This is a genomic window from Methylibium petroleiphilum PM1, assembly GCF_000015725.1.
GTDB classification, from domain to species: Bacteria; Pseudomonadota; Gammaproteobacteria; order Burkholderiales; family Burkholderiaceae_C; genus Methylibium; species Methylibium petroleiphilum.
In genome coordinates, this window is the sequence record NC_008825.1 from 3,511,223 (window position 1) to 3,535,960 (window position 24,738).

Consider the following 24,738-nt stretch of genomic DNA (forward strand, 5'->3'; position numbering starts at 1 on the left):
AGGCTACCCGAGGGTGCCTTGGTCTGTGGATATCTCTGCGGTTCTGGGGTCTTGGGTCGGTCCTTTCCTGCGTTGCGTCGTTGATCGGGTTCGTGCCGCAGCGGTGGTCGTGCTGCTGTGCCTGAAGCGCCAGGAGTCGTTGCCGCTCTCGACGATGTGGCAGTGGTGCGTGAGCCGGTCCAGCAGCGCAGTGGTCATCTTCGCGTCGCCGAAGACGCTGGCCCACTCGCCGAAGCTCAGGTTGGTCGTGATCACCACGCTGGTGTGCTCGTAGAGCTTGCTCAGCAGGTGGAACAGCAAGGCGCCGCCGGCCTGGCTGAACGGCAGGTAGCCCAGCTCGTCCAGGATGAGCAGGTCCACGTAGGTCAGCCGGTGCGCGATCTGCCCGGCCCGGCCTGCGGCCTTCTCCGCCTCCAGCGCGTTGACCAGTTCCACCGTCGAGTGGAAGCGCACCCGCTTGCCGTGCCGCTGGACCGCCTCGATGCCGAGCGCGGTGGCCAGGTGCGTCTTGCCCGTGCCCGGCCCGCCGATGAACACCACGTTGTGGGCGGCCTCAGTGAACGCCGTCGTGTGCAGCTTGCGCACCAGCGCTTCATCGACCGCACTGCTGGCGAAGTCGAAGCCCGCCAGGTCCCGGTGCGCCGGGAACCGGGCCGCCGTCATCTGGTACGCGATCGAGCGCACGTTGCGCTCGGCGCCCTCGGCATCGAGCAACTGCTCGACGAACTGCTCGGGCTCCAGCGCCGCATGCCGGCAGCGCGCCACCAGCTCCGGCCAGTTCGCCGCCATGCCGTGTAGCTTGAGCGCCTTCAGGCGCGTGACGATCTCGGCGCTCATGGCTGCTGGGCCTCCCGCAGGCTGTCGTAGCGCTGCACGTCGGCGCGGGGCTCTTCCTTGAGCGTCGGGGCGGGCTGCGTCAGCTCGCGCAGCGCCGGCGCCCCATCCTTCAGCCGCGCCAGCACGTTGAGCACATGCTCGGCACTCGGCCTGCCGGCTTCCAGCGCGATCTCCGCTGCGACGAGCACGGCCTCCAGCCCGTGCACCGGCACGGCCGCCAGCACCTGCGCCATGACCCGGTCGCCGCCGGCATGGCGCAGCAGGTGACGCTGCAGCGTCTGCAGCACCTCGGGCATGGCCTTGAAGGGCGCGCCGTTGCGCAGCGCCCCCGGCTTGGTCTGCACCAGCGCGATGTAGTGCTGCCAGTCGTAGAAGGTCAGCTCCCGCTCGAAGCTCCTCGTGTGCCGGGCCACCTCGACGCCCTCGGCCACCAGCACCACGGCCTCGGGGTAGGCGCGCAGGCTGAGCACTTCGTTGACCCAGCGGGTCGGCACGCTGTAGCGGTTGCGCTGGAAGTGCACCAGCGCCGTCGCCGACACCCGAACGGGCTGCTCGACGTAGCCGTCGAAGGGCTTCGGGCATGGCATGAGGCGGGTGCGCTCGTCCTGCAGCACGTCGGCCACGCTCAGCTCGGACCACTCGGGGTGTGCCGTCTCCTCCCAGCCCTGGCGGCAGCGCTCGGCCAGCCAGGCGTTCAGGCTGGCCAGGTCGCTCCAGCGCCGCTCGCCGGCCTCGCGCCACACCTGGCGCCGGCGGTCCTGCACGTTCTTCTCGACCACGCCCTTCTCCCAGCCCGAGGCCGGGTTGCAGAACTCGGGCTCGAACAGGTAGTGCGAGCACATGGCCTGGAAGCGGGCGTTGACGGAGCGCGCCTTGCCCACACCGACCTTGTCCACGGCGGTCTTCATGTTGTCGTAGATGCCCCGGCGCGGCACGCCACCCAGCGCCTCGAAGGCCCGGGCGTGCGCGTCGAACAGCATCTCGTGGCTCTGGGCAGGGTAGGCCGTCAACCAGAAGGCCCTCGAGGCCGCCAGCTTGGTGTGCGCCACCTCGAGCCGGCGGCGCAGTCCGCCCACGAAGACGTACTCGCAGCTCCAGTCGAACTGGAAGGCGTCGCCCAGCTCGAAGCTCATCGGCACGAAGGCCGCACGCCGCGGGGCGCTGGCCTGCCGCTCGCGCCAGCGGCGCACCCACACGACCACGCGCGGGTAGCTGCCCGCGTAGCCCAGCGCCCGGATCTGCTCGAACAGGGCCTTGGCCGTGCGCCGCTCGCGCACCGGGCGGTGCGCATCGGCACGCAGTGCCGCCTCCAAGTGCTCGGCCCAGGCGTCAAGCACGCTCGCCGTGCTGCGCTCGGGGTACTTCGGCTCGGTCACGCCTTCCTCGCGCAACCACTGCCGCACGGTGTTCCTCGACAAGCCCGTGCGCCTCGCCACCTCGCGGATGGACAGGCCATCTCGCAGGTGCATCCGTCTGATCTTGGCCAACATCGCCACGCTGATCACTCCTGGCTCTCCCCGCTCGTTCATCGAGCAGGGCAGTGTGTTTGCGTGGGTCAGTTTTGAACGATCGCAATGCCCTCAGGTGGGTCAGTTTTCAGTGATCGTCAACAGGCGGTAGCTCATGGCGCTCAGAAGCCCACGCCGTAGAGGCCCGCGAGCTCCGGCGTGCGGAAGCGGAGCACCGACTTGTGGGCCAGGCCGTTGTCGGCCAGGCTCGCGTCCGCGTCCGGCTCGAACGGCTGCCCGGCGCGCAACCATCGCACCCGCGCCCAGTCGATCTGCGCGAACTGCGGATGCTGGCCGAACAGCGCGGGCAGCACCTGCCCGACCAGCGCGCCGAACGGCATCTGCGGCGGCACCGGCACGCACAGCGGCGTGGCGTACATCAGGTGCTGGTCCCAGCCGATGGCCAGCAGCTGCTGGCCGTGGAACTTGTCCACGCTGTCTTTCATGTCCCCGTGGTAGTCGGGGCGGATGGCCTTGACGCTCATCGTCGTGTCTCCTCAGGCGGACCGGCGTTCGGCGGCCTGGCTGCGGGCCAGGGCGTCCGCGGTGGCGGTGGGCGCCGCCATGTTGGCGGGGCGCTGGGTCCAGCGCTCCCAGTTCACCGCGTCGATGTGGGTCGCGAAGTCACCGCCGTCCACCCCCGGCGCGATGCCCATGTACTTCAGGGCCTCGACCAGCGGGTTGAAGTCCGGCGCCGTCGGGTCGACGCCCGGGTTGAAGTAGTTGCCCTGGTAGATCTGGTGCACCGGCAGGTGCGCGTGGACGTACTTCTCGGGCTCGTTGCGGAAGATGTCCCGGCAGCCGTCGGAGCAGCACTGGAACTTCTCGCCGAGGTAGGTTTCCTCGCGGTAGGCGATCTGCGTCGGGTCGTCGGGCTCGGTGAACAGCAGCGGCCACTGGCACACCTGGCACAGCTGCGGCAGCGTGGCGTTGACGAAGGGCTTGCCCTGCGCCTCCATCTCGCGCCAGTGCTCGTAGCGCGGCCGGTAGTAGCGGTCGAAGGTGTCCGGGTACTTGGCCGACAGCCAGTCCATCTCCTCGTCGCTCGGCAGCCAGACCGGGAAGCCGGCGGCATGGCGGAACTGGTAGAAGGTGCACCAGAGCTGGTGACCCACGTGGCCCTTCTCCTGGACCGTGACCTCCCAGTGCTTGGGCATGCGGATACCGTAGCGCGCCAGGTCGGCGAACAGCGCGCCACCGTTCTGCTCGAAGTAGATCTCCCAGGCCTCGCTCCAGCTCATCACGCGCTTGGGCAGCATGTAGTCCATCATCGTGGCGAGCAGCGTGAGCAGCCGGTAGCCGCGCCAGAACCACTTGTCGATCCAGCCCTGCACGATGGGCACGTTGGCCGGGTCCTGCTCGAGCAGGAACTTGATGACCTCGATGCCCAGCGTCATGTGGCGCGCCTCGTCGCTCTGCGCCGAGAAGCCGAACGACACCGTGGACATGTCGCCGTTGTAGGCCGCGCCGGACGCCCAGGGCATGAACACCAGGTTGGTCAGCACGTACTCGAAGGCGAACGAGATCGCGGTGATGAACTCGAACGGGCCCGCGGTGATCGCGTCCTCGAAGAAGGACTTCGGGATCGACAGGTACCACGTCCGGTCGAACATCAACGGGAACTCGCTCAGCCCGGTGAAGTACTTGTTGTACTGGCTGATCGCGTGGATCTGCGTCTGCGCATGGCGCAGCTCGTCGATGGCCTGCATCTGCGCCGCGATGCGCGGCCCCACGCCCGGGAACTCGCGGCCGAGGATGCAGAAGCCACGGTGCGACGCGTACTCCAGCGGGCTCACCCCGGTCAGGAAGATCTTCAGCGCCTGCAGGTAGCGCGCGTCGCTGACGTTGAACTGGCCGCTGTTCTGCTGGAACGCGTCGATGATCGCGTAGAGCTTCTTCTCCTTCTCGCCCTGGTACTTCCAGTAGGCGTCCATCGTCAGGCGGAACGGGTCTTCCCACTTGTCCCAGTCGTGGATCTTGATGCCCTCGAAGGCGACGGTGCGGAAGATCTCGTCCTTGGGCTGGTAGCTCGGCGCCCAGTCGAGGCCGCGCGTGAGCAGCGCGTAGTTTTCCTTCAGGGACAGCTTCCGGGCTTGCGGGGTGTCGTTCATGGGGTTCTCCGTGGCGCCCTCAGGCGGCCTTCCATTGCAGGATGAATTCGTCGTCGGTCTCGTCGATGCCGCCGGACAGCGAGATCAGGTTGAGCTGCAGTTCGCGCAGGTCGAAGTCGCGCCCGATGCGCTCCTCGATCGACGCGCGCCGGATCACCAGCGAGCCGGGCGCGTCGATCTTCACCATCGCCGGGTAGTCCTGGACCACCGCGTGCGGGTTGTCGGCCTGGATGGCCTCGACGATCGGCAGGGTGTCGTTGTTGGCCTGCAGCGCGATGAACACGGGCTGCAGCGAAGCGGGGGCGTTCATGGCACGCGCCTCAGGCCGCCAGGCCCAGACGGGCCAGCCGCGCACCCAGGGCCGCATCGGCCGCCGCCAGCGCGCCCGCGCCCTGCTCGCCCAGCGTGGCCTCGGCCAGCGGCGAGAGCGCCGCCTTCAACGCACTGCGCCAGTGGTTCACCCAGCCCTGCATCAGCGCCCGGTTGGCCTCGCTCTCCGCCGCCGCGGTCTTGACGGTCGCGTCGACCCACTTCACCGTCTCGTCCTGCCAGCGGTTGATGTGGTCGAGCACGGTGGACAGCGCCGGGCCGTGGCGCTGCGCCATGTGCGCGTCGAAGTGCTGGAAGAACAGCGGGTACAGCAGGCCGTCGGCCACCAGTGTCTGCGCCACCAGCACCTCGAACCAGTCGCGCGTGACGAACAGGTTCTCCACCTCGCGGCGCAGGCCCTGCCAGGCCGGGTGCTCGACCCAGTGGCGGTGCGCCTGGTCGAGCGCGGCGCCGGTGTTGCCGTCCACCAGCAGGCCGATGCGCGAGAGGTGCTGGGCCAGGCCCAGGCGGTCCATCGCGCCCATCACCGCGGCCTGCGTCACCGCGGTGCCCCAGCCGTAGGCGGCCACGTGGCTCAGGTTGGTGTTGGCGCCCCACTCGTAGTGGCGCAGCGGCACGAGGGCGAAGACGATGGCCTCGCGCGCCTCGGCCGGCAGCTGCGCCAGCAGGGCACGCCGGTCGGCGAACTCCATCTGCCGGTCCAGCGCCTCCTGCTGCTTGGCGCGCGCCATCGTGTAGCTGCCGTAGTAGTACTGGCGCGGGTCCTTCAGCGCGTACCAGTCGGCCATCTCGACGGCGGTGCGGCGCTTGTCGTAGAGGTCGCGCTCGGGGTCCCACAGCGGCTTGTAGTGGTGGTTCACCTCGGACTGGATGTCGTAGGTGGCCTCCTGGTAGCGCGTGGCCGGCTTGTCGCCGAAGCGCCGCGCCAGGTGCCCGAAGGTCTGGCGCACCGGCTTGACGGTCTGGGTGCGGATTTCGACGGTCATGGTCTGTTTGTCTCCTGGTGTTCTGGTGTCTTGTCGTTCCGGTGTCGGGGCCGTGGGCTATTCGTCGGGTCCGTGTCGGCCGTAGCGCCACTTGGCCTGCTCGGCGTCGATGCGCGCGCCTTCGGCCGCGCCGAGCGAACGCGCCCGCTGCGCGGTGCAGAAGGCGTCGAAGGCCGGGCGCGGCAGGATCAGCTCCACCCACAGGTCGGGGTCGCCGAGCGAGAAATCGAACTCGACGAAGCCGTCGCGACGCTCGTTGCGCAGGCGCACCCAGCAGGCCGGAGCGGCCCCTGGCGGATGAAACGGCACGACGGACATGCGTGATGAAACGGGAGTCGAGATGGCCTGCTTTCGCACGGCCTGTGCCATCGCGCCAGGGTCTAGGGAACACCCTGATCTTTGGTCGCCGCGAGCGCCGGAATCGGCCTCGCGAACGCGTTTGCGGCCGTGTCGCGAGCCACTCGGCTCAAACGCGTGTATCAATTCATGCAGGTCGCCGCTAGCATCCGCGGCCTGCACTGTTTGAATTTCTACAAGCGCCGCCCATGGCCTCGCACAAGACCCCGCCCCCCAAGAGCGCCGCCACGCCGGCGATCGACGACCTCGTGTCGCGCATCCACTTCGACGCGCGCGAAGGCCGCATCTGGCTCGACGAGCAGCGCATGCTGCTGATGCACGTGTCGGGTCAGGGCGTGCTGCGGCAGGAGCTGATCGAGAGCCTGGGCATCGATCGCGCGCGCGGCCTGATCACGCGCGTGGGCTACAACTCCGGCTCGCACGACGCCGACCTCGCGCGCAAGCTGCGCGGCTCCACCCACCCCACCGAGGCCATGCTGGTCGGCCCGCAGCTGCACATGCTGGAGGGCGTGGCGCGCGTCGAGCCGGTGCGGCTCGACATGAACGAGGAGCACGGCCGCTTCTACGGCGAGTTCAACTGGCACGGCTCGGCCGAGGCCGAAGAGCACATCCGCCTCTACGGCATCGGCACCGACGTGGCGTGCTGGCAGCAGGTGGGCTATGCCTCGGGCTTCGTCAGCCGCTTCATGGGCCGGCCGGTGATGTTCCGCGAGGTGCAGTGCTGCGCGCAGGGCGCACCGCACTGCGTGATCGTCGGCCGCCCGGTCGAGGACTGGGAGGACGCCGACGACGACCTGCGCTCGCTGCAGGCCGACAGCCTGAGCAGCGGCCTGAGCGCCGCCAACCGCGGCGCCGCGGCGGCGCCGGAGGCGCGCTCGCTGCTCGGCGGCGAGGACGTGGTGGGCGTGTCGGCCGGCTTCAACGCGGTGTGCCACATGATCCGCCGCGCCGCCGACACCCAGGCCACCGTGCTGTTCCAGGGCGAGAGCGGCGTGGGCAAGGAGGTGCTGGCGCGCAGCCTGCACCGCATCGGCCCGCGCGCGGCCGGGCCCTTCGTCGCCATCAACTGCGCGGCCATCCCCGAAGAGCTGGTGGAGGCCGAGCTGTTCGGGGTGGAGAAGGGCGCCTACACCGGCGCCGTGAGCAACCGGCCCGGCCGCTTCGAGCGCGCCGACGGCGGCACGCTGTTCCTCGACGAGATCGGCATCCTGGCCTGGCCCGCGCAGGGCAAGCTGCTGCGCGCGCTGCAGGAGCGCGAGGTCGAGCGCGTGGGCGGCACGCAGGCGCGCAAGGTCGACGTGCGCGTGGTGGCGGCCAGCAACCTGAACCTGCGCGAGGAGGTCAAGGCCGGCCGCTTCCGCGAGGACCTGTTCTTCCGCCTCAACGTGCTGCCGGTGCGGGTGCCGCCGCTGCGCGAGCGGCGCGAGGACATCCCGGTGTTCATGAACCACTTCCTGCACAAGTTCAACCAGCGCGACGGCCGGCGCGTGAGCGGCTTCACCAGCCGCGCGATCGACGCGATGCTGGCCTACGACTGGCCGGGCAACATCCGCGAGCTCGAGAACCTGGTGGAGCGCGGCGTGGTGCTGGCGCCCGACCAGGGCGCCATCGACACCGTGCACCTGTTCTTCGGCGGCGAGCAGGTCGACGGCGGCCTGCTCGCGCTCAAGCGCGACGGCTCGCTGCACGCCGGGCCCTCGCCGCTCGACGCCGCGGCCGAGGGCGAACCCGGCCCCCACGGCCCGCAGGAGCTGGGCCAGCGCGTGATGGCGCTGCTGAGCGGCAGCGGCGACGTGTCCAGCGCGCCGCTCGACCAGATCGAGGCCGCGCTGATCCGCAGCGCCATGGCGCGCACCCACGACAACCAGTCCGCCGCGGCGCGGCTGCTGGGCATCACGCGCGCGCAGCTCATCTACCGGCTGCGCGCGCTGGCACCGCCGCCGCAGGGCTGAGCCGCGGCCTCGGGGCCCGGCGGATACCTACAAGGTATCGCGACAGCCCAGTATCGGTATTGGACCGCCGGGCGGAGCGCTTCCTACACTTCCCCGCAACCGCTCGACAACAACAACAAGCTGCCGCGACCGCCCGAGACGTCGCACGAGCCCACCGCACACCGCCACCTCGAGGAGACCCCCCATGGCAATGACCGGAGTGCTGCGTCCCGGCCACGCGCAATTGCGCGTGCTCGACCTGGAAGTCAGCCGCAAGTTCTATCGTGACGTGATCGGCCTCGTGGAGACCGGCACCGACAAGCAGGGCCGCGTGTACTTCAAGTGCTGGGACGAGCGCGACCACCACAGCGTGGTGCTGCGCGAGGCCGACACCGCCGGCATCGACTTCGTGGGCTACAAGGTGCTGGACCGCGCCACGCTCGACCAGCTGGAGCGCGACGTGCGCGCCTACGGCCTGGAGACCGAGCGCGTGCCGGCCGGCGACCTGCTGGAGACCGGCGAGCGCGTGCGCTTCCAGCTGCCCACCGGCCACCTGTTCGAGCTGTATGCCGACAAGAAGCACGTGGGCAACGGCCTCGGCCAGGTGAACCCCGCGCCCTGGGGCCCCGACTCGGAGCGCGGCATGGCGCCCACCCGCCTGGACCACTGCCTGCTGTACGGCACCAACATCGCCGCCAACAAGAAGCTGTTCACCGAGGTGCTGGGCTTCTACCTGGTGGAGCGCATCCTCGGCCCCAAGGAAGCGGGCGAACCCGAGGTGGCGATCTTCCTGGCGTGCTCGCACAAGACGCACGACATCGCCTTCGTCGAGTACCCCGAGCCGGGCAAGCTGCACCACCTGAGCTTCCGCATGCCGACCTGGGAGCGCGTGCTGCGCGCCGGCGACATCATGGGCATGAACAACGTGCCCATCGACATCGGCCCCACCCGCCACGGCACCACGCGCGGCGAGACCATCTACGCCTGGGACCCTTCGGGCAACCGCTTCGAGACCTTCTGTGGCGGCTACGACCCCTACCCGGACGTTGAACCGATCACCTGGACCCACGACGGCTTCGGCCACGGCCTGGACTACCCGAACGGCAAGCTGCACGAGAGCTTCCTCACCATCGTGACCTGAGGCCGGGCATGCGGGGCCTTGTGCGGCCCCGCGGTGGCGACCGTGCCTCGCTCAGGCCTTGGCCGCCTCCGGCGTGGTGGCGGCTGATGCAGCGGCGGCACTGCCGCGGTTGAGCGACTTCTGCATCGGCCCGATGGCGCGCACCACCACGTCGCTGATCGGGTAGATGCAGCAGGCCAGCACGCGGTGGCAGGCCTCGTCGTCGGCGTTCACGTGGTTGCGGCTCATCACGCGCTTGCGGTACTGGCCCGACACCACCTCCACCTTGCACACACCGCAGCCGCCGCCGCGGCAGCCCACCGGGATGCCGCGCTTGCCGAGCCGCGCCAGGCCGACCAGCACGGTCTCGGCGCTGTTGCAGGCGTAGGCCTCGCCGGTGTCGGCAATCGTGACGCGGTGCGATGACGGACAGGGGTCGACGGGCACCTCGGGGCTCCTCTCAGGGTTATCACCGTGCGGCGGTCGGCGTGCGCCGATCCGCGGCGACGCGAAGATACTTGAGACCCCGAGGCAAAGCCAATACCGTTCACGCCCGGCGGCCATACCCGTCGGGCCGCCCTCCCCACCTTTCCCCTGCACCTCATGGACCTGCGACACCTCAAGTACTTCGTGGCGGTGGCTGAGGAGCTGAACATCGGCCGCGCCGCGGCGCGGCTGCACATCTCCCAGCCGCCGCTCACGCGACAGATCCGCGCGCTGGAAGAAGAGCTGGGCGTCGACCTGTTCGTGCGCACGCCCAAGGGCGTGGAGCTCACGCAGGCCGGCGAGATGTTCCGCACCGAGGCCAACAACATCCGCATGCTGGTGGAAGGCGCCATCGACCGCGTGCAGCGCGCCGGCGAAGGCAAGCTCGGCCGGCTGGACGTGGGCATCTTCGGCTCCGGCATCTACGGCGTGATCCCGGAGCTGCTGGAGGCCTTCCGCACCCGGCTGCCGGGCGTGAGCATCGTGCTGCACACGATGACCAAGAACGAGCAGATCGAGGGGCTGCGGCAGCGCCGCATCACCGTGGGCTTCAACCGCATGATGCCGCCGCTGCCCGACATCGGCCGCGAGCTGGTGACCACCGAGCGCCTGCTGGTGGCGGTGCACGAGAGCCACCCGCTGGCCGGGCTGGCGGCGGTGCCGTTCCGCGCGCTGGCCGACCACCCGCTGGTGCTGTTTCCGAACGTGGGGCGGCCGAGCTTCATCGACAAGGTGATCGAGCTGTGCAAGCAGCAGGGCTTCGAGCCCCAGATCGCGCAGGAGGTGGGCGACGCGGTGACCGGCATCGCGCTGGTGGCCAGCGGCTACGGCCTCTCGCTGATCCCCGAATCCATCACCTCGCTGCAGATGCCGCGCGTGGTGTACCGCCCGCTCGCCGACGCGCCGCAGGCCACCATCGACCTCAGCTGCCTGTACCGCGCCACCGACCCCTCGCCGCTGCTGCGGTCGTTTCTGGGCATCGTGCGGGAGTACCGCGACAAGTGGGAGCGGCGGGAGTGAGTGCAGGACCGCGGGAAGGCCGCGATCGGCAAGGCCGCCGGTGGGCCGACAGGCTGGCGCCCTTTCCCGCTTGAACGGCCCGCCCGCCCGCGGCCGCGCGGCCTGCTCGCGCTGCCTGCGCCCCCAGGCCACCTGCCTGTGCACGCTGGCGCGCCCGACCGGCCACCACACCGAGGTGCTGGTGCTGCAGCACCCGCAGGAACAGCGCCAGGCGAAGAACAGCGTGGCGCTGCTGCGCCTGTCTCTGGCGCACTGCGAGGTGGCGGTCGGCGAGCGCTTCGCGCCTGAAGCGCTGCAGTCCCTGCTGCACCGCCCCGGACGGGAGACGCGGCTGCTCTATCCGGACGTGCCCGCCGCGCCCGCGCCGCCAGCGCCGGCAACACCAGCGGGCGCGCCGCTGCGGCTGGTGGTCATCGACGCGACGTGGCGCAAGAGCCTGCGGATGCTGCTGGAGCACCCGGCCCTGGCGGCGCTGCCGCGGCTGCCGCTGGAGGCACCGGCGCCCACGCGGTACCGCACCATCCGCGCTGCGCGGCGGGCCGACCAGGTCTCGACGCTGGAAGCCACCGTGCAGGCGCTGGCGATGTTGGAAGGCCCGAGCTTCGACGCTGCGCCGCTGCTGGATGCGTTTGGCTGCTTCGTCGCTGGTGTGGCGGCGCGGCAGGGCCTCGTGTGACCTTGGGCCGAGCGGCGCCCAATACTCCAGCGGAGCGCCAGTGAAGGGCGGCTTGAGACTGAACTGAGTCACTCGATGTTGACATCCTGAGCGGCGGCGGCGTTCGTCACCGGCCGTTCGACGGGCCAGGGCCGGTATGCCCGCAATACCGACGAAAGGGGACAGCGGACAGCCTCGATACTCGGCATCTTCGTCACACGCGGGCAGCAGGGTTCTACTATTCAAATAGGCGACTTGTTCCTGTCAAGCGAGGCGAACTGTTCCGTGAACGCAGAAAACGGAACCTTGGTGCAATCCCACTGCCCCATGCCCTGATCTTGTGGCATGTGATTGAGCATGGTCTCGCTACTGACGATGGCAAGCTTGGGTTTTAATGGGTCTCGCAGATTCCAAAAATAAAAGGCGTGGCGCTCTGATTCCATAGCCATTTCCCACTCGTTGCGGGTGAGCATGGCAAATCCAGAAGTGCCTTGCGTCGAGGTCTTTACCTCGATGGTCAACTGATGCCGACCCGGGCCGGAGAGCGATACGGCTGCAGCATCTCGTAAAGCAGCCGGTGAAGTTGGCGCTTTGCGTTCGTGCCAACGGCTGCCTGACGACGGACAGTGTGATTACGTCCGGCGGAAACCAGGGACAGCAAGCGCTGCAAAGCCGCAGCTCAGCGCATCACGGCCAACGGACGGCGAGTGCCCAGAGCGGTCAGTGCAAGTCTCCCCGCTGCATACCATCCCGGTGATCAGCCCGTCCTAATTCGAAGCAGGGCGCACAGGACGTGCTGTTCGAGTGGGAGGCGCACGCTGCCTCGTAGCCCGCGAACGGGTCGCGTCGCAGCCGGCGCGCGGCCCTTTCTTTCAGGACGCGAAACACTGACTTGGCTTCTGCGGCGATTCCGCCGTGAGGACGATTCGGCCACAGTGACGGTCATGCGCAGCCCTTGCAGCGCATCAGCCCGAGGAGCCCGTCATGTCCCACGCATTTGCCGACATCGCCTTCACACCGTCCGTCAAGGCCGCGCAGCAGCGCGACGGCAGCCGGGCCGGCTATGCGCGTAGCTTCGAAGGCGACGCCCCGGCGTCCCATGATCGCCTGGGCGAGGCGGAGCTCGAGTTCATTGCCGCGCAGCGCAGCTTCTACCTGGCCACCGTGTCCGAGACCGGCTGGCCCTATGTGCAGCACCGAGGTGGCCCGAAAGGCTTCCTGAAGGCACTGGACGACCGAACGCTGGCGTTCGCCGACTACGCCGGCAACCGGCAGCTCATCAGCGTGGGCAACCTGGCCGTGAACGACCGTGTCTCGCTGATCCTGATGGACTACGCGCGGCGCGTGCGCCTGAAGCTGCTCGGTCGCTTGGCGGTGAAGGACCTGGCGCCCGACGATGCGCTGGCCAAGGCCCTGATCGACCCGGCCTATCAGGCGCGGCCGCAACGCGCCATGGTCGTCACCGTCGAGGGCTACGACTGGAACTGCCCGCAGCACATCCCGGTCCGCTTCGATGCGGAAGACGTGCAGCGCGCACTCGACGAACGGGACCAGCGCATCGCCGCGCTGGAAGCCCGGCTCGCGGCCTTGGCCGGCCCCGGCGGCGACACCGCGGCCAGCCCGCCGCAGCCGTCGTGAGCCGCGTCAGTGCAACGCCGGATCGCCGCGCAGCCGATCGACGGCCAGGTCGACGAAGGCGCGCACCTTCTGCGTCGCGCGCCGCCCCTCGTGGTGGACGACGTGCACCGGCAGCGGGTTCGGCTCGAACGCCTCGAGCACGACCTGCAGCGCGCCGCTGCGCAGATGCGCTGCGACCTGGTAGCTCAACAGCCGCGTGATGCCCAGACCCGCCAGGGTGGCCGCGATGGCGGAGTCGTTCGTGACCGTGCGCATGCGAGGCTGCACGCGCTGCATGAGGACCTTGCCCGCGTTGTTGAATCGCCATTCCGACACCGGGTTCACCCCGGCCGCGGACACGAGGGTGTGGTCGGCCAGGTCTTCCGGGCGCCGGGGCGTGCCCTGCGCCTGCAGGTAGGCCGGGGCCGCCACCAGCACGCGGCTGACGCGTCCCACGCGAACCGCCTGCAGGGATGAATCGGGAAGCTCGCCGATGCGCACCGCGACGTCGATCCCCTCCTCGACGACGTTGACGACCCGGTCGAGGAACAGGCACTGGGCCTCCACTTCCGGAAAGCGCTGCAGGTAGCTGACGAGGATGGGCGTCACGTAGAGCTGCCCGAACAGCACCGGCGCCGTGAGCGTGAGCGTGCCCCGCGGCGTGGCGTGGGTGCCGGTGGCGGTGATCTCGGCCTCGTCGATGTCGGCCAGGATGCGGCGGCAGTCCTCCGCGAAGCGCGCTCCGGCATCGGTCACGCGGACGACGCGCGTGGTCCGCGTCAGCAGCCGCAGGCCCAGCCGCTCCTCGAGCTCGGCCACGGCGCGCGTCACGACCGGCGGCGACAGGTTGAGCTTGCGCGCCGCACTGGCGAAGCCGCCGCTGTCGACGACAGCGACGAAGGTGGTCATGGCCTGCAGGCGATCCATGTCGTTGCGCGTTCGGAAAGTCCGCCGGAGGTGGCTCGGCGATTCTCCACGCAAGCGTTGCGCCGGACCGTCGGGAGTGCATTCGGCCCGGACGGCGCAGCCGTCCCCTCAGACGTGGCTCGCCACCTTCGGGTGCAGCTTCGCGTCGAAGTCGTCCAGGCTGGGAAAGCGCAGCGGGGCCAGCGTGTCCAGGCGGGTCAGGTGACGCCGGTAGTCGACCAGGATCTGCGCGCGCTCGGCCTCGCTGATGTAGGGCACGTGCCAGCCCACGAAGGGCGGCAGCACCGTGAGGCCGGTGTAGGCCAGCGTGCCGCGCAGCAGCGGCCGCAGCATGTCGTCGAGCGGGCCGTGGATCGCGTCGGGGCCGAACATGTGCGGTCGCCCGCCCAGCGTCAGGCTGACCATCGCGCGCTTGCCGACGAGGCCGCCGCGGTCGTAGAAGCGCGTGCCGCCGTAGGTGAGGCCGGAGATCAGCACGCGGTCGATCCAGCCCTTGAGCATGGCCGGCGGCGCGAACCAGAAGACCGGGAAGTTCAGGATCAGCAGGTCGCACCACAGCAGCTTGGCCACTTCGCCGCGGATGTCCTCGGCCAGCGTGCCGGCCTCGTAGCCGTGGCGCTGCTCGAGCGCATAGACCAGGTAGTCGGGGTTCTTGCGTGCGCCGAAGTCGGCCGCGCTCGCCACCGGGTCGAAGCCGTCGGCGTACAGGTCGGACACCCGCACCTCGTGGCCCAGCGCGCGGAGCTGCTCGGTGGCCGTCCAGCACAGCGCGCTGCTGAACGAGCGCGGCTCCGGGTGGGCGTGGACGATGAAGACGTTCATCGCGCGCGGCGCGCTCAGGCGCCCGGCGCCGCGGCCGCGGCCGCCGCGGCACGCGCGGCCACCTCCTGCGCCCGCATCACGCTGGCCGGCGTGCCGGCGATGCCCCAGAGCTGCGGCGGGATCGGCCAGCAGCCGCCGCGCACCAGGCTGCGGTCCACGCCGAGGATGCTGACCACCAGGTCGGTGAAGCCGGCGATCAGCGCCTGGCACTCGTCGAGCGGCCGGCCTTCGAGCACCAGGAAATGGAAGAACGGTGCCGACGGGGCGCCGTCGCTGACCAGCCGGCCGGCCACCACCGCATGCTGCGGCTGGTGCAGCGTGGCGGTGACGCGCACGCGGTCCAGCGGGCTCTTCAGCACCTCGGCATAGAGCCGTGCGGAGGCGAGCAACAGTTCGCCGATCTGGTCGTCGCTGTGGCGGCCGGCGGTGAGGCGGTATTCGAGGATGGGCATGGCGGAGCGGCGTTCGGCGTCAGGCCATGCCCTTGCGGCGGCCGGCGTCCATGAAGAGGGTGCTGCCGGCCAGCGCATCGGCCTCGGGCGCGAGCAGCAGCGCGATGGCCCAGGCCACCTGCTCGGGCGTGGTGAGTGCGCCGAGGGCCGATTCGGCGCGGTACTCGTCCAGCGCCGCCTCGAGGGTGATGCCGCCGCGCGCCGCGCGGTCGGCGGCGATGCGGCGCAGCCGGTCGGTGTCGGCCGGGCCGGGCTGCACCACATGCGCCGTCACGCCGCGCGCGCCGTAGGCCCACGAATACTGGCGCATCAGGTTGGTCAGCGCCGCGTTGCCCACGCCGGCGGTCGCGGCCCAGGGGTTGGGCTCGGAACCGTAGTGCCCGCCGATGGCCACCAGCCGCGAGCCGCGCACCAGCTTGCCGTCGACCGCACGCACCAGCCGGATCATGCCGCCGACCTTGATGTTCACCGCGTCCACCACCGCCGCGGTCGGCGCGACCAGCACGCCGCCCGCGGTGGCCACGCCGGGGCCGTGCACCACCATGCGCACCGGTGCGTCGAGCGCGGCCTGGATGGCGTCGATGGACGAGTCATTGGAGATGTCGGCCACGCAGGGCCGCACGCCGGGCGTGGTGTCCACCAGCGAGGCCAGCGCGTCGGCCTTGCGGGCCACGGCGAGCACGCTCAGGCCTTCGGCGGCGAGGCGCCGGCTGATCACGGCGCCCATCGCGCCGGTGGCGCCCACGACGACGGCGATGTCCTTGGGTTTCTGGCTCACGTTCCTGTCCTCCTCAAGCGGCCTTGCGGCTCACGTCCTTCAGCAGGCCGCGTTCCTTGGCCATGCTCATCGCGGTGTCCTCGATCATGTCTTCCTGGCCGCCGATCATCTTGCGGCGGCCCAGCTCGACCAGGATCTCGCGCGCCGGCACGCCGAAGCGCGCCGCCGCGCGCTTGGCGTGCAGCAGGAAGGTGGAGTACACGCCGGCGAAGCCCAGCGTCAGCGACTCGCGGTCCACGCGCACCAGGTGGTCCATCATCGGCACGATCACGTCCTCGGCCACGTCCATCAGCTTGAAGAGATCGACACCGGTCTCGATGCCCATGCGGTCGCAGACCGCGAGGAACACCTCCAGCGGCGTGTTGCCGGCGCCGGCACCCAGCCCGGCCACCGAGCCGTCGATGCGGCTCGCGCCCTCCTCGATGGCGGCGATGGAGTTGGCGATGCCCATGCCCAGGTTGTGGTGGCCGTGGAAGCCGATCTCGGTCTCGGGCTTCAGCACCGCGCGCAGTGCGGCCACGCGGGCGCGCACGTCGGCCGGCAGCATGTAGCCGGCGGAGTCGGTCACGTAGACGGTCTGCGCGCCGTAGTCCTCCATCAGCTTGCCCTGCTTCGCGAGCCCTTCCGGGTCGTTCAGGTGCGCCATCATCAGGAAGCCCACCGTGTCCATGCCGAGCTTGCGCGCGTAGGCGATGTGCTGCGGCGCGGTGTCGGCCTCGGTGCAGTGGGTGGCCACGGTGACGCTGCGCGCGCCGCAGTTGTAGGCCGACTGCAGCTCGCGCATCGTGCCCAGGCCGGGGATCAGCAGCACCGAGACCTTGGCCTGCTTCATCTTCGGCGCCACGGCGCTGAGGTAGGCCTCGTTGCTGGCCAGCGCGAAGCCGTGCTGCAGCGAGTTGCCGCCCAGTCCGGCGCCGTGCGTCACCTGGATCAGCGGCACGCCGGCGGCGTCGAGTGCCATCGCCACCTTGACCATCTGCTCCACCGGGATCTGCTCGCGCTTGGCATGCATGCCGTCGCGCAGGCACATGTCGTGCAGCAGGACCTTGCGGCCACGCAGGTCGGGTTCCATCGAACGTGTGGCGCTCATCAGGCAGCCTCCTTCACGGGGGTGAGTTGCAGCGTGCCGGCGAGGATCTCCTCGGCGAACATCTCCGCGGTGCGGCAGGCCGCAGCGGTCATGATGTCCAGGTTGCCGGCATAGGTGGGCAGGTAGTCACCGAGGCCGGCCACCTGCATGAAGACGCTGACGCGCCTGCCGTCGAACACCGGGCCGTTGACCAGCTTGTAGCCGGGCACGTACTGCTGCACCTCCTCGATCATCGACAGCACCGAGTCGATGATGCGGGCCTGCTGCGGCTCGTCGTCGGTCAGGCAGTTGATGGTGTTGCGCATGATCATCGGCGGCTCGGCCGGGTTGATGACCGCCAGCGCCTTGCCGCGCCGCGCGCCGCCCACGCGCACCAGCGCGTCGGAGGTGGTGTAGGTGAACTCGTCGAGGTTGGCGCGGGTGCCCGGGCCGATGGACTTGGAGGCGAGGCTGGCCACGATCTCGGCGTAGTCGACCGGCTGCACGCGCGAAACGGCATACACGATGGGGATGGTGGCCTGGCCGGCGCAGGAGATCATGTTGACGTTCATCTCCAGCTTGGCGGCATGCTCGCGCAGGTTGACCGGCGGCACGCACAGCGGGCCCACCGCCGCGGGCGTGAGGTCGACCATCAGCACGCCCAGCGCATTGAGCTTGCGCGAGTTCTCGGGGTGCACGTAGGCGCTGGTGGCGTCGAAGGCGATCTGGATGCCGTCGGCCTTCACATGCGGCAGCAGGCCGTCCACGCCCTCGGCGGTGGTCTTCAGGCCCAGGTCGCGGGCGCGCTGCAGGCCTTCGGAGGCGGCGTCGATGCCGACCATCCACACCGGCTCCAGCACCGCGCTGCGCTTCAACTTGTAGATCAGGTCGGTGCCGATGTTGCCGGAGCCGATCAGGGCACAGCGGATCTTCTTCGTCGCCATCACAGGTCCTTCGCGTTCGCGGCGGCGGCCTGACGCATGGCCGCGGTCTGGCCGGCGACCGAGAAGTGCTCGACGCCGAGTTCGTTGATCAGGATGCGCACCTGGTCGGGCCGCACGTCCAGCGTGCGCACCACCGCCTCGGTGATGGCCGCGACCGCGTTGCGCTTCTGCTCGACCGTGCGGCCTTCGAGCAGGTTCATCTGGATGATGGGCATGATGGAACTCCTTCGCCGTAGTTTCTTCAGATGAAGCGGACCGACACGCTGCCGAGGTCCTGGTAGCGCGCGACGACGTGGTCCCCCGCCGTCACGGCCACCGCCTCGGTGATGCCGCCGCTCATCACGAAGCTGCCGGCCGGCAGCGGTTCGTCGAGCTCGGCCAGCACGCGCACCAGCATCGCCACCGCCTCGGCGGGATGGCCCAGCACGGCGGCCGTGGCGCCCATGCCGATCGAGACGCCGTTCTTCTCGAACACCACGCCGAGCGTGCGCAGGTCGAGGTCGGCCACGTCGCGCGCCCGGGCGCCGGTGACGAAGCGCGCCGACGAACCGTTGTCGGCCACCACGCTCGGCAGGTCGAACTTGAAGCCGGCGAAGCGCGAGTCGATCACCTCGATGGCCGGCAGCACGAAGTCGGTCGCGGCCAGCACCTCGTCGCGCGTGCAGTCGGGCCCGTGCAGGTCCTTCTTGGTCACGAAGGCCACCTCGCACTCGACGCGCGGGTGCACCAGGTCGTCGGTGCGCACCTGGGCGTTGTCGGTGCGGGCCATGTTCGACATCAGGAAGCCGATCGACGGCACGTCCACGCCCATCTGCAGCATCTTGGCCTTGGAGGTGAGGCCGGCCTTCCAGCCGACCAGCCGGTGGCCCTGCCGGATGCGGCGGCGGCGCAGCTCGGACTGCACCGCGTAGCCGTCGGCCAGGCCCATCCGCGGGAAGTCGTCGGTCAGCTTGGGGATCGCGCGGGCGTTGTCCTGCGCCGCCTCCACGCGATCGGCCAGGCGCTCGATGTCCGAGCGGCTCAGCGTGAGGGTCACAGGGCACTCCTTCCATGGAAACGCGCGCGGCAGGTGCCCAGGCCACCGATGGTGCACACCAGCTCGTCGCCGTCGGTCACCGGCACCAGCGCCGACTGCGAGCCGGACAGGATCACCTCGCCCGCGCGAAACGGCAACCCCAGCGCGCCCAGCGTGTTGGCCAGCCAGGCCACCGCATGCACCGGCGAGCCCTGCACCGCGGCACCGACGCCGGTGGAGTGCAGTTCGCCGTTCTTCTCGAGCACCATGCCGGCCAGCGCGACGTCGAGCTGGCGCGGGTGGGCCTTGGCCTCACCGATGAGGTAGACGCCGCAGGAGGCGTTGTCGGCCACCGTGTCCTGGATCTTGATCTTCCAGTCGCGGATGCGCGAATCAACGATCTCGAAGCAGGGACTGACATAGGCGGTGGCGCGGATCACGTCGGCGGCGGTCACGCCCGGCCCGACCAGGTCGCGCTCCAGCACGAAGGCCAGTTCGGCCTCGGCCTTGGGCTGGATCAGCGCGCCGAGGTCCACGCCCTCGGCCTCGCTGCGCGCCATGCCCGAGGTGAGCTGGCCGAAGTCGGGTTCGTAGACGCCCAGGAAGTCCTGCACCGGCTTGCTGGTCACGCCGATCTTCTTGCCGACCACGCGCTCGCCGGCCGCCACGCGGCGCGCCACCATGCGCTGCTGGATGCGGTAGGCGTCCTCGACGCGGATCTGCGGTTCGCGCTCCAGCAGCGGCGCGACGACGCGGCGCGCGAGCAGCGCCTCGTACAGCTCGTCACCGTAGCGTTCGATGGTTTCGTTGTTCATCATGGTGCTGTCGCGGCCGCCTCAGAGCTTGATGCAGACGTTGCGCAGGTCGGTGTAGAACTCCAGCGAGTGCACGCCCCCTTCGCGGCCGATGCCCGACTGCTTCGAGCCGCCGAACGCCGTGCGCAGGTCGCGCAGGAACCAGCTGTTGACCCAGGTGATGCCCACCTCGATGGCGGCCGCCACGCGGTGGGCGCGGGCCAGGTCGCGCGTCCACAGCGTGGTCGACAGGCCGTAGCGGTTGGCGTTGGCCAGCACCACCACCTCGTCCTCGCTGTCGAACGGCCGGACGTGGCAGCAGGGGCCGAAGATCTCCTCGCGCACCACGCTGGCGGTCTCGGGCAGGCCGGTCCAGAGGGTCGGCTGGACCCAGGCGCCGTCGGCCAGTTCGGCCGGCATCGGCGGCACGCCGCCGCCAGTCACGACGGTGGCGCCCTCGGCGACCGCGCGCTCGTAGTACGACAGCACCTTGCGGCGGTGCTCCTGGCTGATCAGCGGCCCGTAGTTGGCGCCCGGATCGCTGGGGCGGCCGAACTTCACCGCCTCGCAGCGCAGCTTGAGCGCCTGCACGAAACGATCGAAAAGCGGTCGCTCGACGTAGACCCGCTCGGTGCCCAGGCAGACCTGGCCGGTGTTCATGAAGGCCGAGCGGAAGATGCCGTCGACCGCGGCGTCGAAGTCGGCATCGGCGAACACGATGCCGGCGTTCTTGCCGCCGAGCTCGAAGGACACGTCGCGGATGCCGACGGCGGCGGCCTTCATGATGGCGGTGCCGGTGCGCGTCTCGCCGGTGAAGGTGATGGCGTCCACGCCGTCGTGGCGGGTCAGGAACTCGCCCGCGGCGCCGGGGCCGAAGCCGTGCACGACGTTGTAGACGCCCGGCGGCACGCCGACCGTGTTCATCACCTCGCCGAGCAGCGTGGCGGACAGCGGCGTCTCTTCCGAGGGCTTGACCACCACCGTGTTGCCGCAGGCCAGCGCCGGGCCGACCTTCCAGGTCATCAGCAGGAAGGGCGCGTTCCACGGGCAGACCACCGCGATCACGCCCTTGGGCTTGCGGATCGCGTAGTTCAGGGAAGCACTGATTTATCCGTGCAGGCCACGATGGCGTGCGGCGAATTCAGCGGCGATGATGCTGCCATGAAGCAGACGAGTTTTGCCACTGCCGAGTACGCCGGCAAGAAGCGCCAGACGCGCCGGGAGCGCTTCCTGGCCGAGATGAACGTGGTGGTTCCGTGGGCGCGGCTTGAGGCGCTGATCGAGCCGCACTACCCGAAGAGCGGCAAGGTGGGCCGACCGCCGATTGGCGTGCCGCGGATGCTGCGCATGTACTTCCTGCAGCAGTGGTACACGCTGGCCGACGAGGCACTGGAAGACGCGCTGTACGACAGCCAGGCCATGCGCGAGTTCATCGGCATCGACCTTGGGCGGGAGAACGTACCCGACGCCACAACGCTGCTGAAGTTCCGCCGCCTGCTCGAGCAGCACGACTTGACGTCGGCCATCCTGGCCGAGGTCAACGCGCACCTCACCGAGCGTGGGCTGCTGATGCGCCAGGGCACGGTGGTGGACGCCACCATCATTGCCGCGCCAAGTTCGACGAAGAACGAGGACGGCAAGCGCGACCCCGAGATGCACCAGACCAAGAAGGGGAACCAGTGGCACTTCGGGATGAAGATGCACTCGGGCGTGGATGCCGAGTCGGGTCTGATCCACAGCGTGGTCTGCACCGCGGCCAACGAGGCTGACGTGGCGCACGCGCACGAACTGCTGCATGGCCAGGAGAGCCAAGTTCACGGCGACAGCGGCTACACCGGCATCCAGAGGCGAGACGAGATCACGACGGCGCAGGAAGAGGGCAGGCTGCGCCAGGACATGGATTGGCGTATCGCCATGAAGCGCGGCCAACTCAAGGCCATGCCCGAAGGGCCGGCCAAGGCGATGCACGAGTGGTTCGAACGGCGCAAGGCTCAGGTGCGGGCCATCGTCGAACACCCGTTCCACGTCATCAAGAACCTGTTCGGCTACCGCAAGGTCAGCTACCGCGGGATCTCCAAGAACGAAGCTCGCGCGAAGGCGCACGCTGCGCTGGCCAACTTGTACATCGCCCGGCGCCGATTGCTGGCCCAAGGCCTCAGTGCGTCTGCTGCATGAACGGGGGCCTGAGAGCGGCCTCGAAGTGCCGCAGAAGGGGCTCATCGGTGCCACTTCTGAGTTCACGAGTCGCCATCAACGCCCGCTGTCGGCCGAGTCGCGGTCACGAAGCGGGTTGATCAGCGCTTCCTCAGCGCGCCGCGGCCGTCGGGCGTTTCCATCTGGAAGGATTCGGCCGGCGCGTTCTTCACCACGTCGGCGAAGATCTTGAAGTTGGCCGCGCCGCGCGGCACGAAAGCGTGCGCGATCACATGGTGCGGCTGCCCGGTGTCGGCCTCCTCGGCCTCGACGAAGTCGTCGAAGCGGCGCGTGATCTCGTCGGCCACCGCGTGCAGCATGGCCACCCGCTTGTCGGTGCCGAGCCGCGCCCAGTCGCCGTGCAGCGCGCGCCGCGCCGCCATCACCGCGGCGTCCACCTCCGCCTCGCCGGCCTCGGCTACGCGTGCGATCACGCGGTCGTCCACCGGCGAGCGCTTGTGGAAGGTCTTGCCCTGGGAAGACGAGGTGAACTCGCCGTTGATGAAATGCTGCAGCGTCCGCACGGCGTTCCTCGATGACGTTGCAGCCAGTTTAGAAATCGCCGCGTCGAGGCGTCCAATACCTTTGCGCCGCGTGACTCATACCGCACCGGTATTGGGTACTCCACGCCCGGGCAGGCCCGGTGGCGTTCAAGCCGGGCTACATTCGGCCGAAGTTGACGGCAAGACCGTTCCGGTCTCGGTTCCCTGTTACCTGTTCTTGCCACGCCCATGCCCCGCCGCCGCCATTTCCTAGACGCCGCCAACGCCCCGGCCGCGGACGGCCGCGACATGCGGGCGCCCGCCGAGGCGGCCGATGCGCCGGGCAACCTGCTGCCCACGGCGTCGATCGTCGGGCAGGCGATGGGCGAGGCCCGCCGCGCCCTGGGCCTGGTGCTGGTGGGTGCGGCGGTCCTGCTTGCCATGCTGGTCGGCGAGCGCTGGCTGTCCAGCACCGCCGAGCAGGCCGCCGCGCGCCGCCACGCCGAAGCCCTGCGGGTGGCCGGGGCGATGCGCCTGGTGGACCTGGAGCGGACCACGGCGGCCCAGATGGCCGTGATCACCGGCCAGCCGCGCTGGGTGGAGCGCTTCGACAGCCAGCGACTCGAGTTCGAGCGCCTGCAGGCCGAGGCCCGCAGCCTGGCGCCGGCGCACGCCATCGAGCGCTTCGACAGCGAGACGCTCAGCGCGACGGCCGAACTGGAAGACATGCGCGAATCGGCCTTCGAGGCGGTGACCGTGGGCGCGGCCGACGTCGCGCGCAAGATCTTCGAGGGCAACCGCTACCGCGAGCAATCCGCGCTGCTGCAGCAGGCGATTGCCGACTTCAGCGAGGCCACCGTGGCCGCCGCCGGCGCCGAGATCAACGCGCTGCGCCGCCGCAATGCATTGTTCGGGGCCGGGCTGCTGGTGTGCGGCGGGCTGCTCGGGGCCTTTCTCTGGCGCCGCCTGGCCGGCTCGCGCACGCGCTTCCTGCATGCCGAGCAGCGCGTGAAGCACCTGGCCGCCAGCGACCTGCTCACCGGCCTGCCCAACCGCGCGGCACTGCACGACGAGATGGCCGCCGCCATGGCGCGCGCCGAACGGGCCGGCACCCACCTCGCGGTGCTGATGATCGACCTGGACCGCTTCAAGCCGATCAACGACCGCCACGGCCACCTGGTGGGCGACCGGGTGCTGAAGGAAGTGGCACGGCGCCTGTGCCACATCCTGCGCGGCGGCGAGACCTGCGCGCGCTACGGCGGCGACGAGTTCGTGGTGCTGGTCGACGACGACGTTCAGCCCTCGGCGGCGCACCACTTGGCCGAACGCGTGGTGCGCGCGATGAGCGAGCCGATGCAGATCGGGCCGCTCAGCGTGACCATCGGCGCGACCGTGGGCATCGCCCGCTTTCCGGACGATGGGCGCGACGCCGACGAACTGCTGCGCAAGGCCGACTCGGCGCTCTACCGCGCCAAGGCCGAGAGCCGCGGCGGGCTGAGCTTCTACAACGTGGGCCTCGACGAGCTGGTGGCCGAGCGCGCCGCGCTGGAACAGGCCATGCGGGACGGCCTCACCCGCGGCGAGTTCGTGGCGTACTTCCAGCCCATCGTCGAACTGAACAGCCAGCGCGTGCAGTCGGTGGAACTGCTGGCACGCTGGCAGCACCCGCAGCGCGGGCTGCTGCCGCCGGCGCAGTTCATCGCGCTGGCCGAAGACGCGGGTCTGATCGGCGCGCTGATGCTGTCGGTGCTACGCAATGCCTTCGCCGAGCTGCCGGCCCTGCCGGCGCACTGGCGCGTGTCGGTGAACGTGGCGCCGCAGCAGATCCAGGACGAGACGCTGGTGCCGCAGCTGCTGGCCCTGCTGGCCGAGCACGGCGTGCCTCCGGCCCGGCTGGACGTGGAACTGACCGAGACCGCGCTGGTGCGCGACACCTCCGCGGCACGGCGCGTGATGCGCGACCTGAAGCTGGCGGGCTTCACCGTCACGCTCGACGACTTCGGCACCGGCCACTCCAGCCTCGCCTACCTGGCGGAGCTGGACTTCGACAAGATCAAGATCGACCGCTCGTTCGTGCACACGCTGCGCGAGCGTCCGCAAAGCGCCAAGGTGGTGGACGCCATCATCGGCCTGTCGCGCAGCCTCGGCGTGCCGGCCGTCGCCGAAGGCATCGAGACCGAAGCCGACGCCACGCGCCTGCTGCGCATGGGCTGCGCCCTCGGCCAGGGCTACCTGTTCGGGCGACCGGTCCCGGCTGGCGAGCTGCCGGGGCTGGGTGAGGGGCCGCGGGCGACGGCGGCGTGA

26 protein-coding genes and 1 pseudogene are annotated in these 24,738 nt (G+C 69.9%); 7 read left to right on the forward strand and 20 right to left on the reverse strand.

Annotated features, from left to right (window positions below; all coding sequences use genetic code 11):
• Window positions 1-3: 3 nt before the first annotated feature.
• From istB to MPE_RS16705, 7 genes are all read right to left on the reverse strand, one after another.
• Window positions 4-837: an IS21-like element helper ATPase IstB gene (gene istB, locus MPE_RS16675; RefSeq protein WP_011829064.1), complete on the reverse strand. Its 834-nt coding sequence runs from the start codon at window positions 835-837 to the stop codon at window positions 4-6.
• On the reverse strand, window positions 834-2,333 hold the full coding sequence (istA, locus tag MPE_RS16680) for an IS21 family transposase (protein ID WP_036236417.1): 1,500 nt from the start codon (window positions 2,331-2,333) through the stop codon (window positions 834-836). The genes istB and istA overlap by 4 nt, the downstream gene beginning before the upstream one ends.
• Window positions 2,334-2,467: 134 nt before the next feature.
• Complete coding sequence (locus MPE_RS16685) at window positions 2,468-2,830, reverse strand: phenol hydroxylase subunit P4 (RefSeq protein WP_011830880.1); 363 nt, start codon at window positions 2,828-2,830, stop codon at window positions 2,468-2,470.
• 12 nt (window positions 2,831-2,842) lie between these two features.
• Window positions 2,843-4,456, reverse strand: a complete 1,614-nt coding sequence (locus tag MPE_RS16690) for an aromatic/alkene/methane monooxygenase hydroxylase/oxygenase subunit alpha (protein WP_011830881.1) — start codon at window positions 4,454-4,456, stop codon at window positions 2,843-2,845.
• 19 nt (window positions 4,457-4,475) lie between these two features.
• Window positions 4,476-4,766: an MmoB/DmpM family protein gene (locus tag MPE_RS16695; protein WP_011830882.1), complete on the reverse strand. Its 291-nt coding sequence runs from the start codon at window positions 4,764-4,766 to the stop codon at window positions 4,476-4,478.
• Window positions 4,767-4,776: 10 nt separating this feature from the next.
• Complete coding sequence (locus MPE_RS16700; RefSeq protein WP_011830883.1) at window positions 4,777-5,772, reverse strand: aromatic/alkene monooxygenase hydroxylase subunit beta; 996 nt, start codon at window positions 5,770-5,772, stop codon at window positions 4,777-4,779.
• A gap of 57 nt (window positions 5,773-5,829) precedes the next feature.
• Window positions 5,830-6,090, reverse strand: coding sequence for a phenol hydroxylase subunit (locus tag MPE_RS16705; protein WP_036234607.1), 261 nt, complete (start codon window positions 6,088-6,090; stop codon window positions 5,830-5,832).
• A gap of 227 nt (window positions 6,091-6,317) precedes the next feature.
• Here MPE_RS16705 and MPE_RS16710 point away from each other — a divergent pair, with 227 nt between their 5' ends.
• Both MPE_RS16710 and MPE_RS16715 read left to right on the forward strand, forming a co-directional pair.
• The gene (locus MPE_RS16710) at window positions 6,318-8,081 is read left to right on the forward strand and encodes a sigma-54-dependent Fis family transcriptional regulator (RefSeq protein WP_011830885.1); all 1,764 of its coding nucleotides are present in this window, start codon (window positions 6,318-6,320) and stop codon (window positions 8,079-8,081) included.
• A gap of 184 nt (window positions 8,082-8,265) precedes the next feature.
• Window positions 8,266-9,201: a catechol 2,3-dioxygenase gene (locus MPE_RS16715; RefSeq protein ID WP_011830886.1), complete on the forward strand. Its 936-nt coding sequence runs from the start codon at window positions 8,266-8,268 to the stop codon at window positions 9,199-9,201.
• Window positions 9,202-9,252: 51 nt separating this feature from the next.
• Here the strand turns inward: MPE_RS16715 and MPE_RS16720 are convergent, their stop codons facing one another.
• A complete protein-coding gene (locus tag MPE_RS16720; protein WP_011830887.1) occupies window positions 9,253-9,627 on the reverse strand; it encodes a 2Fe-2S iron-sulfur cluster-binding protein in 375 nt (124 codons plus the stop codon).
• 156 nt (window positions 9,628-9,783) lie between these two features.
• Here MPE_RS16720 and MPE_RS16725 point away from each other — a divergent pair, with 156 nt between their 5' ends.
• Both MPE_RS16725 and MPE_RS16730 read left to right on the forward strand, forming a co-directional pair.
• Window positions 9,784-10,686, forward strand: a complete 903-nt coding sequence (locus MPE_RS16725) for a LysR family transcriptional regulator (protein ID WP_011830888.1) — start codon at window positions 9,784-9,786, stop codon at window positions 10,684-10,686.
• A 70-nt stretch (window positions 10,687-10,756) separates the two neighbouring features.
• Window positions 10,757-11,362 (forward strand): tRNA-uridine aminocarboxypropyltransferase, encoded by a 606-nt coding sequence (locus MPE_RS16730; protein ID WP_011830889.1) that lies wholly within the window; start codon window positions 10,757-10,759, stop codon window positions 11,360-11,362.
• Between the two features lie 221 nt (window positions 11,363-11,583).
• On the opposite strand, the gene MPE_RS16735 is transcribed toward MPE_RS16730, so the two are convergent.
• The gene (locus MPE_RS16735) at window positions 11,584-11,862 is read right to left on the reverse strand and encodes a protein NO VEIN domain-containing protein (protein WP_011830890.1); all 279 of its coding nucleotides are present in this window, start codon (window positions 11,860-11,862) and stop codon (window positions 11,584-11,586) included.
• Window positions 11,863-12,325: 463 nt separating this feature from the next.
• Between MPE_RS16735 and MPE_RS16740 the strand changes: the two genes are divergently transcribed.
• Entirely contained in the window at window positions 12,326-12,979 is a 654-nt protein-coding gene (locus MPE_RS16740; RefSeq protein ID WP_011830891.1) for a pyridoxamine 5'-phosphate oxidase family protein, read from the forward strand.
• 6 nt (window positions 12,980-12,985) lie between these two features.
• Here the strand turns inward: MPE_RS16740 and MPE_RS16745 are convergent, their stop codons facing one another.
• From MPE_RS16745 to MPE_RS16790, 10 genes and pseudogenes are all read right to left on the reverse strand, one after another.
• Entirely contained in the window at window positions 12,986-13,885 is a 900-nt protein-coding gene (locus MPE_RS16745) for a LysR family transcriptional regulator (RefSeq protein ID WP_041929733.1), read from the reverse strand.
• A 108-nt stretch (window positions 13,886-13,993) separates the two neighbouring features.
• Entirely contained in the window at window positions 13,994-14,707 is a 714-nt protein-coding gene (locus MPE_RS16750) for an NAD(P)H-dependent oxidoreductase (RefSeq protein WP_011830893.1), read from the reverse strand.
• Between the two features lie 14 nt (window positions 14,708-14,721).
• The gene (locus MPE_RS16755; RefSeq protein ID WP_041929734.1) at window positions 14,722-15,159 is read right to left on the reverse strand and encodes a tautomerase family protein; all 438 of its coding nucleotides are present in this window, start codon (window positions 15,157-15,159) and stop codon (window positions 14,722-14,724) included.
• 19 nt (window positions 15,160-15,178) lie between these two features.
• Window positions 15,179-15,937 (reverse strand): SDR family oxidoreductase, encoded by a 759-nt coding sequence (locus MPE_RS16760; protein WP_011830895.1) that lies wholly within the window; start codon window positions 15,935-15,937, stop codon window positions 15,179-15,181.
• Window positions 15,938-15,950: 13 nt separating this feature from the next.
• Window positions 15,951-17,027, reverse strand: a complete 1,077-nt coding sequence (gene dmpG / locus MPE_RS16765; RefSeq protein ID WP_011830896.1) for a 4-hydroxy-2-oxovalerate aldolase — start codon at window positions 17,025-17,027, stop codon at window positions 15,951-15,953.
• The gene (locus MPE_RS16770) at window positions 17,027-17,950 is read right to left on the reverse strand and encodes an acetaldehyde dehydrogenase (acetylating) (RefSeq protein WP_011830897.1); all 924 of its coding nucleotides are present in this window, start codon (window positions 17,948-17,950) and stop codon (window positions 17,027-17,029) included. The genes dmpG and MPE_RS16770 overlap by 1 nt, the downstream gene beginning before the upstream one ends.
• Window positions 17,950-18,195, reverse strand: a complete 246-nt coding sequence (locus MPE_RS16775; protein WP_259372586.1) for a tautomerase family protein — start codon at window positions 18,193-18,195, stop codon at window positions 17,950-17,952. The genes MPE_RS16770 and MPE_RS16775 overlap by 1 nt, the downstream gene beginning before the upstream one ends.
• Window positions 18,192-18,986 (reverse strand): 2-oxo-3-hexenedioate decarboxylase, encoded by a 795-nt coding sequence (gene dmpH, locus MPE_RS16780; protein WP_011830899.1) that lies wholly within the window; start codon window positions 18,984-18,986, stop codon window positions 18,192-18,194. Before dmpH ends, MPE_RS16775 begins: the two co-directional genes overlap by 4 nt.
• Window positions 18,983-19,780, reverse strand: a complete 798-nt coding sequence (dmpE, locus tag MPE_RS16785; RefSeq protein ID WP_041930256.1) for a 2-oxopent-4-enoate hydratase — start codon at window positions 19,778-19,780, stop codon at window positions 18,983-18,985. The genes dmpH and dmpE overlap by 4 nt, the downstream gene beginning before the upstream one ends.
• A gap of 21 nt (window positions 19,781-19,801) precedes the next feature.
• A pseudogene (locus MPE_RS16790) lies at window positions 19,802-20,857 on the reverse strand (aldehyde dehydrogenase family protein); the annotation flags it as partial.
• Window positions 20,858-20,920: 63 nt separating this feature from the next.
• Between MPE_RS16790 and MPE_RS16795 the strand changes: the two are divergent.
• Window positions 20,921-21,934 (forward strand): IS5 family transposase, encoded by a 1,014-nt coding sequence (locus MPE_RS16795; protein WP_011830032.1) that lies wholly within the window; start codon window positions 20,921-20,923, stop codon window positions 21,932-21,934.
• A gap of 119 nt (window positions 21,935-22,053) precedes the next feature.
• Here the strand turns inward: MPE_RS16795 and MPE_RS16800 are convergent, their stop codons facing one another.
• Window positions 22,054-22,476 carry an aldehyde dehydrogenase family protein gene (locus tag MPE_RS16800; RefSeq protein WP_011830902.1) on the reverse strand — a complete coding sequence of 141 codons (423 nt, stop codon included), beginning with the start codon at window positions 22,474-22,476 and terminating at the stop codon, window positions 22,054-22,056.
• A gap of 207 nt (window positions 22,477-22,683) precedes the next feature.
• On the opposite strand from MPE_RS16800, the gene MPE_RS22870 reads away from it, so the two are divergent.
• The gene (locus tag MPE_RS22870) at window positions 22,684-24,738 is read left to right on the forward strand and encodes a putative bifunctional diguanylate cyclase/phosphodiesterase (protein ID WP_011830903.1); all 2,055 of its coding nucleotides are present in this window, start codon (window positions 22,684-22,686) and stop codon (window positions 24,736-24,738) included.